This is a genomic window from Bifidobacterium sp. UTBIF-78 (genome assembly GCF_006408945.1).
GTDB classification, from domain to species: domain Bacteria; phylum Actinomycetota; class Actinomycetes; order Actinomycetales; family Bifidobacteriaceae; genus Bifidobacterium; species Bifidobacterium myosotis.
In genome coordinates, this window is record NZ_JFAO01000028.1 from 1 (window position 1) to 6,700 (window position 6,700).

Consider the following 6,700-nt stretch of genomic DNA (forward strand, 5'->3'; position numbering starts at 1 on the left):
AACAAGACGCGGGCAGAGCCCGACCACAATTGCAGGACCGCTGCCGTAAGCTGTCGTAACAGACGGCATCCGCCAGCCCTCCGTCAGCGCGAGTCGTTACAGTGGTGGGCATGACTCTGTTCCCCACGCAACCGAACATGCCCCCACAACCGGCAATGCCCCGCCCCGTCATGCCGACGGTCGGCCAACCCTCCGCGCCGACGCCGACGCTGGAGGCAAACGACACGCAGCGGGCCCGTGCCTTGGCGAACACCATCCGCGCCCGTTTCGCCCAGACTCTCGTGGGGCAGGACAATCTGCGTGAATCCCTGATCGTAACCCTAGTAGCCGGCGGTCATATCCTCATCGAATCGGTGCCCGGTCTCGCCAAGACCACGGCGGCGCAGACGCTCGCCACCTGCGTGTCCGGCACGTTCAAGCGCGTGCAGTGCACCCCGGACCTCATGCCCTCCGACCTCACGGGAACGCAGGTCTTCGACTTCGCCACCCAGAAGTTCACCACCCAGATCGGTCCGATCCACGCCAATTTCGTGCTGCTGGACGAGATCAACCGCTCGAACGCCAAGACCCAGTCGGCAATGCTTGAAGCCATGGCCGAAGGCTCCACCACCATCGGCGGCCAGCGCATCCAGCTGCCCAAACCGTTCATGGTCATCGCCACCGAAAACCCCATCGAGGAGGAGGGCACGTTCAACCTGCCCGAGGCGCAGATGGACCGTTTCATGATGAAGGCCGTCATGACCTACCCCTCCGCGGACGAGGAGGCACGCATGCTGGCGATGCTCACCCGTCGCAGGTCCGACATGATCGGTCCTGACACCATCACCGGCGATCGCATTTCGGTGACGGACGTGGACTTCCTGCGTCGGGCCGCACGCCGGGTGCATGTCTCCGACGCGATCATGCGGTACGCGGTGGATATCGCGGCCACGTCCCGTGGAGCCGGCTCCCGCCCGATCAAGGGGCTGTCCTCGCTGGTCAGGCTTGGAGCTTCCCCGCGCGCCACCATCGCGCTGACGCGCATCGGTCAGGCGAATGCCCTGCTGTCGGGTCGCGACTACGTGGTGCCCGAGGACATCAAGGCCTTCGCCCACGAGGTCCTGCGTCACCGCATCATGCTCACGTTCGAAGCGCTGGCGGACGGCGTGGTCAGCGACCAGATCGTGGACAAGATCGTCGAAACGGTGCCTGTTCCGTGAGTTTCGACGTGCGACCGGACGCAATGGACTCCGATACGGACCCCGTTGCGATCCGCAGGAAGATTGAGGCCCTGGGCACGCAGCTGAGTCTGCCGACCGTACGGAAGGCGCTGGGCGTGCTCGAGGGCGAACACGCCTCCGGCCGTCGCGGCGGCGCCGGTGATGTGATGGATGTACGCGCCTACGAGCCCGGTGACGAATCACGTCTCATCGACTGGAAGACCAGCGCACGTCAGGGACGCCCCATGGTGGTTCAGCGGGAGCGTCTCGCCACCTCAAAGGTATGGCTGCTGATGGATGTGGGGCTTGAAATGAACGGCGTGTGCCCGTCCGGGGAACGCATCTTCGAGGTGGCGGCCAATGCGCTTCGCATGTTCGCCGCGCTGTCCCTGCGTCGTTCGGACGATATCTCGCTGGTGTTCGGCGATGCCTCGAGCATCACCCGAATCCCGTTCAATGGCGGGTTCGCGCAATTCGAGCGGACATTGGACCAAGCGCTGGAGCGCGAGTGGAGTCACCGCCGGAACATCGACGCGCTGCTCGCGTACGCCCGCCGCATCAAGGATCGTGACGCCCTGATCGTGCTGGCCACGGACGAGCACGCGCTGGCCGAACGTCATCTTGTCGAATTCCGTCGTGTGGCCCGCACCCATCCCATGGTGCTTATCGATGTCGCGACGCTGAACCCGTTCCTCGGATTACGGCCGGGGCATGCCGCTGCCGTCGACGGGCTGACGAACCGTCGCGTACCCGCGTTCCTGAGGTCCGCCAAGGCCGCATCAGAAGTGGAGTCGCATCGCGCGTACATGGCCGCGGCCCTTGAGCAGGAGCTTGGCCGCACCGGCTCCCACATGATCCACGCCGGTTCCAGCGAGGTGATGTTCGACCGGTTCGTCCATCTGGTCTCGGCCGCGCTGGCACGTACCACGCGCAATCGTCTGGGTGCGGCGCCGGACCTGTCCGCGATGCTGACACCGGGAGGTGCCCGATGACGGTCCCATCACTGGCATGGCTCCCCGTTTCGCACGTCATCGCATGGTCGTCGAAGGCGTCCGCGGCGATCGTCACGACGGACCTCACAGCTCCGGCGCTTCTCGCCGATTCCGGTGATGCCGGCAATCTCAAGCCGGTCGAGGCGTTGTCCCTGACCGGCCCGCTCGTCGCGGTCATCGCCGTATGCATGGTGCTCGTCGTGGCACTGATCGTTCTCATGGTCTTGCTGTCGCGCCCCGCCAGACGTCCCCGTCGCGATGCCTCCCCGCGCGGCGCCCACACTGAGGCCAGCGCCAAAGCCGTCTGGCGCAAGTGCATCGACGACGTGGTCGCCCAACATGAGGCGGGAACGCTCACTCGCGAGGACGCCTTCGCCCAGCTGGCGCGGATCGCGCGCGAATTCGCCGGTTCCGTCTCCGGCAGGGAGCTGTCGTCGAGCACACTCACCGATCTGACACGACTGAACCGTACGCCAGCGAACCGGCAGGGACTGGACACGCTGCGGCAGACCATCAGCGCGCTGTATCCGCCCGAGTTCGCCGACGCCGCGCGCAACAGCGCCGCGCGAGAGACGAGCGTGCGCGATGCAGCCGAATGGGTCTCCAATCTGGTGGAAAGGTGGCGCTCATGACCATCACCCTGACCTGGCACTGGCCTTGGGCGGCGCTGGCCGGCGTGCTGGTGGCGCTGGCGATCATCCTGCTGACGGCCGTCTTCGCCGGACGCCGCCGAACCGGCGACGAAACCGTCTTTTCACTGGATGACGATCTCAACACCGAACACGCCTCACAGTTGTTCCGGCAATGGCGCGCGCTCGGGCGCGTGGCCGTCGCGTCACTGACGGTGACCCTGCTGCTGGCCGTGACGCTCGTGGCACGTCCCAGTCAGGTGGATGCCGGCAGCGAACGCGCCTCCAGCCGAGACATCGTGCTGTGCCTGGACGTCTCCGGATCCACTCTCCCGTATGATCGCGAGGTCATCGATACCTACCGCGAACTGGTCGGGCACTTCCAGGGCGAGCGCATAGGCCTGAGCATCTTCAACTCCACCTCCCGCACGGTGTTCCCGCTGACCGATGACTACGCGCTGGTCACCAAGCAGCTTGACGAGGCCAGCAAGGCGCTCAAGGGCGTGGAATCGCAGGACGACATCGACAAGATGTCCGACGAGGAGTACCAGAAAATCGCCGACTGGCTCGATGGCACGCAGAACCGCAAGGACGCCACTTCGTTGATCGGCGACGGCGTGGTCTCCTGCGCAGCCATGCTGCCGGGCTTCGCATATGGCGAGGCGAATCAGGAAAATGCCCAACGCGCGCGTGCCGCCTCGATCGTGCTGGCCACCGACAACGTGGTTTCCGGCAAGCCGACCTACTCGCTCGACGAGGCGCTGGACCTCACCCGTCAGGCCTCGATCACCGTGGACGGCCTGTATTCGGGTCCCCGCTCCAGCGAAACCGATCAGACCACCACGGATATGAAGTCGGCCATCGAATCGCATGGCGGCGTGTTCCTGACCCAGTCGAACGGCTCGAGCATCAACGGGCTTGTGCGGGATATCGAGTCGCGCAGGGATACCGAGAACGACAGCAAGACGAAGGCCGCGATGGTGGACGCACCCGGTCTGTGGTCACTCGCCCTGGCGATCGTGCTGGTCATATGGATCGCCTGCGCTTGGAGGTTGCGTCGATGAACGGATTCACCTTCTCCCCCGCCCTCGGATGGTTGGCCGGCGGCGTGCTGGCAGGCATCCTGACCGTGCTGGCCGTCGTCGAAATCGTGCAATTCACGCGTCGCCACGGCACCGGAGCCACCGACGAAACCGTTTGGGCGTGCGTGCGACGTACGCTGATGCTGCTGCTCGCGGCAGTGATGACGCTCACCCCAAGCGTCGTCGCCCCGACCACATCGCGCGCCATCAATGCCACCGACGTGATTCTGGCGGTGGACGTGACCGGCTCGATGGCCGTGTCGGATGCCGCCTATGGGGCCGACGAGCCCATCACCCGCATCGATGCGGCCCGCAAGGCCGTGCATGACGTGACCGCCGCCTATCCCGACGCAAGTTTTGCCGCAATCCGTTTCGGCGCTTCGGGCACGCTCGACGTGCCGCTCACCCCGGACGCGCCGGCGATCGACAACTGGGCCGATACCCTGGCATTGGAATCCACGTCCGTGTCCACCGGCTCGAGTCTGGATGCGCCGATCGACCAGCTGCTGATCACGGCCAAGTCAATCCGTGAATCCCACCCCGATGACGCCATCGTGCTGTATCTCATCTCCGATGGCGAGCAGACGTCGGATAAGACGCGTCGCACCTTCTCGTCATTGCGCCGATATCTCGACGACGGGTTCGCAGTGGGCGTGGGTTCGACCGAAGGCGGCAAGATACCGGCCATCGCGGACGGCGTCGGTGCCGCCGAATCGAATGTGACCGACCAGTGGATCATCGATCCGGACACCGGCCAACCGGGCGTCTCGAAGATGGACGAGACGAATCTCAAGGACATCGCCGATGAAATCAGCGGCTCGTTCGTGGCCCTCGACGCCGCGACGACGTTGAAGGACGCGGTGTCCGCCAAAACCTCGAACCAGTGGCGGTTCACCTCCACGGTCAAGCAGCGCACGCGCACCACGCCGGTGGTCTGGCCGCTGGCCATTGCGCTCGGCGTATTGCTGGCCTGGGAGCTCGGCGCGTGGATCGCGACTTCAAGGAGGCTGTTGTGAACGCACGGGCCATACGGGGTACGAACGGCAGCGACGCGCCGCAGAACGAGCGTCCGCACGCGCAGAAGCAGCAGCTTGGCCGCGGCAACGCACGAGGTCCGTTGGGCGTACGTATCGCGCTCGTCGTCGCAGCCTTGATGCTGGCGGCGGTCGCCGCAGTGGCGGTGGTGAACCTTGCGGCCACCATGCGGTTCAATCAGGCCACCGCCTCACTTACCGCCAACATCAAGGCGGCGCAAGACCCATCCACCGATGTTGACACGCTCAGTGCGCGTCAGCAGCAGACCGACGCGCAGTTCGCTGAAGCAGGACGCATGCGCGCATTGCTGATGCCGCAGGTGCGTGATGCCATCGATGCCAACACCGCCGTTTCCTCGCAGCTCACCACCATCACGCTGAAGCAGGCGCAGTTGCAACAGGATGGCGCAGGTGCCTCGGACGCCACGAACGGGCAGACCGCGTCGGGCACGTCCGGCTCCGGGAATCGGAAGCAGTCCGACGGACTCACCGAGGAGCAGCGTAAGAAGGTGGAGGAGCTCATGAAGGCCAACCAGCAGGCCGCCGAGGATCAGTCCGCCACGACGACGAATAAGACCGAACAACAGGCCACGCAGAATAAAGGCACCGGCGCGACCAAGCCGTGGTGACATTCGTCTCTTCGCGGTCTCTTCGCGACCTTTCGACACTCTCCTGACGCCGCCACGATTCCGCCCTTCCCTTTTCCGGTTATCCACAACAGTCGTGGATAACCGGCCCGAAAAACGGCAAGCTGGAACCACATGACCCGTTTCGGCTGGACAGCCCATCAGGTCGTCCGTTTAGCTGGAAGACATGAATACCTACAACGATGATCTTTTCCTGCGAAACCAGCCTCTCCCCGCTTTGCCCGATGGCAATCCGTCCGTGTTCAGCACCTGCCGGTGCGCCGTCTACAAGCTGACCGATCAGGACCTCATCAGCCGGCATTACGCCTCCACCATCACCGCCAGTGACAACGCCGCCACGGCAATCGCACGATCCCAAATCGTGGAATGGACCGGCAACACCGCCGACTGGTTCCGCTCCACGCTTGATCGCACCGCATACACCATCAAAATGCTGGCCGAAGATGTGGAAATCACCCGACGACTGGCGATGGAGTCATGATGAGCGAGAACAACGAATACTACTGGCAGGTCGAATCGAAAGTCTACGGCGGTCAAGGTTATTCGACCGCGACACGCGAGGAATACAAGGCCGTGGCCAAGGCGTTGGACCAGGAAGCCAGCGAATTCAAAAAACTCGCCTCCGTCTGGGAAACCGAACGTGAACAACTGGACATACGACACGTCGCCGCGACCTGCCGTGAACACACCGCATTGCCATACACCGTTTTGAAAGTGCGTTGCCAGGAGCATGCGGACGCGTGCAGACAGATCAGCGAAAATCTCTCACTCACCGCCGAACGGCTGCTGCGCGTACTCGGCCTGTATTCGGATGCGGAACTCATCGCGAAACGGCTGTTCAACGAGGTGCTGCAATTCGCCACCCAAGTCAAACCCCATTACGCGGCGGCGGCCGCCACCGCACTGGGAGTGGGAGGATTCCTGACCAACTGGGTCATCGAAGGCAAACCCAATCCATGGTCGGTGTTCACGGCCACGTACCCCATCCACGAAGGTCTGATGAGTGGCCTCGGCTCGTTCATCGGCCGCGTTCCGCGCGGCCTCGGCGCACTCACCACAGATGAGACCAATAGAAGCGCCGGGGTACTCGCTCAGGTCACAGCACCAATGAAAAACC

General features: G+C 64.1%; 7 protein-coding genes and 1 pseudogene. All 8 read left to right on the forward strand.

Annotated features, from left to right (window positions below; translation table 11 throughout):
• Nucleotides 1–110 precede the first annotated feature (110 nt).
• On the forward strand, nucleotides 111–1,199 hold the full coding sequence (locus tag BG22_RS07050) for a MoxR family ATPase (protein ID WP_140494407.1): 1,089 nt from the start codon (nucleotides 111–113) through the stop codon (nucleotides 1,197–1,199).
• Nucleotides 1,200–1,222: 23 nt separating this feature from the next.
• On the forward strand, nucleotides 1,223–2,191 hold the full coding sequence (locus tag BG22_RS07055) for a DUF58 domain-containing protein (RefSeq protein ID WP_181163435.1): 969 nt from the start codon (nucleotides 1,223–1,225) through the stop codon (nucleotides 2,189–2,191).
• Nucleotides 2,188–2,823: a hypothetical protein gene (locus BG22_RS07060; RefSeq protein ID WP_258186264.1), complete on the forward strand. Its 636-nt coding sequence runs from the start codon at nucleotides 2,188–2,190 to the stop codon at nucleotides 2,821–2,823. The genes BG22_RS07055 and BG22_RS07060 overlap by 4 nt, the downstream gene beginning before the upstream one ends.
• Nucleotides 2,824–2,825: 2 nt before the next feature.
• On the forward strand, nucleotides 2,826–3,884 hold the full coding sequence (locus BG22_RS07065) for a VWA domain-containing protein (protein ID WP_140494413.1): 1,059 nt from the start codon (nucleotides 2,826–2,828) through the stop codon (nucleotides 3,882–3,884).
• On the forward strand, nucleotides 3,881–4,918 hold the full coding sequence (locus BG22_RS07070) for a vWA domain-containing protein (protein WP_140494409.1): 1,038 nt from the start codon (nucleotides 3,881–3,883) through the stop codon (nucleotides 4,916–4,918). Before BG22_RS07065 ends, BG22_RS07070 begins: the two co-directional genes overlap by 4 nt.
• A complete protein-coding gene (locus tag BG22_RS07075) occupies nucleotides 4,915–5,565 on the forward strand; it encodes a DUF6466 family protein (RefSeq protein WP_258186265.1) in 651 nt (216 codons plus the stop codon). The genes BG22_RS07070 and BG22_RS07075 overlap by 4 nt, the downstream gene beginning before the upstream one ends.
• 184 nt (nucleotides 5,566–5,749) lie before the next feature.
• Nucleotides 5,750–6,064, forward strand: a complete 315-nt coding sequence (locus BG22_RS07080; protein WP_094667234.1) for a hypothetical protein — start codon at nucleotides 5,750–5,752, stop codon at nucleotides 6,062–6,064.
• A pseudogene (locus BG22_RS07085) lies at nucleotides 6,061–6,700 on the forward strand (alpha/beta hydrolase); the annotation flags it as partial. The gene BG22_RS07080 and the pseudogene BG22_RS07085, both read left to right, overlap by 4 nt.

What these genes read in the sequence shown, in the direction of transcription:
- BG22_RS07080 (WP_094667234.1), top strand. Translation starts at nt 5,750, where the DNA reads ATGAATACCTACAACGATGATCTTTTCCTGCGAAACCAGCCTCTCCCC.
- BG22_RS07050 (WP_140494407.1), top strand. Translation starts at nt 111, where the DNA reads ATGACTCTGTTCCCCACGCAACCGAACATGCCCCCACAACCGGCAATG.
- BG22_RS07060 (WP_258186264.1), top strand. Translation starts at nt 2,188, where the DNA reads ATGACGGTCCCATCACTGGCATGGCTCCCCGTTTCGCACGTCATCGCA.
- BG22_RS07055 (WP_181163435.1), top strand. Translation starts at nt 1,223, where the DNA reads ATGGACTCCGATACGGACCCCGTTGCGATCCGCAGGAAGATTGAGGCC.
- BG22_RS07070 (WP_140494409.1), top strand. Translation starts at nt 3,881, where the DNA reads ATGAACGGATTCACCTTCTCCCCCGCCCTCGGATGGTTGGCCGGCGGC.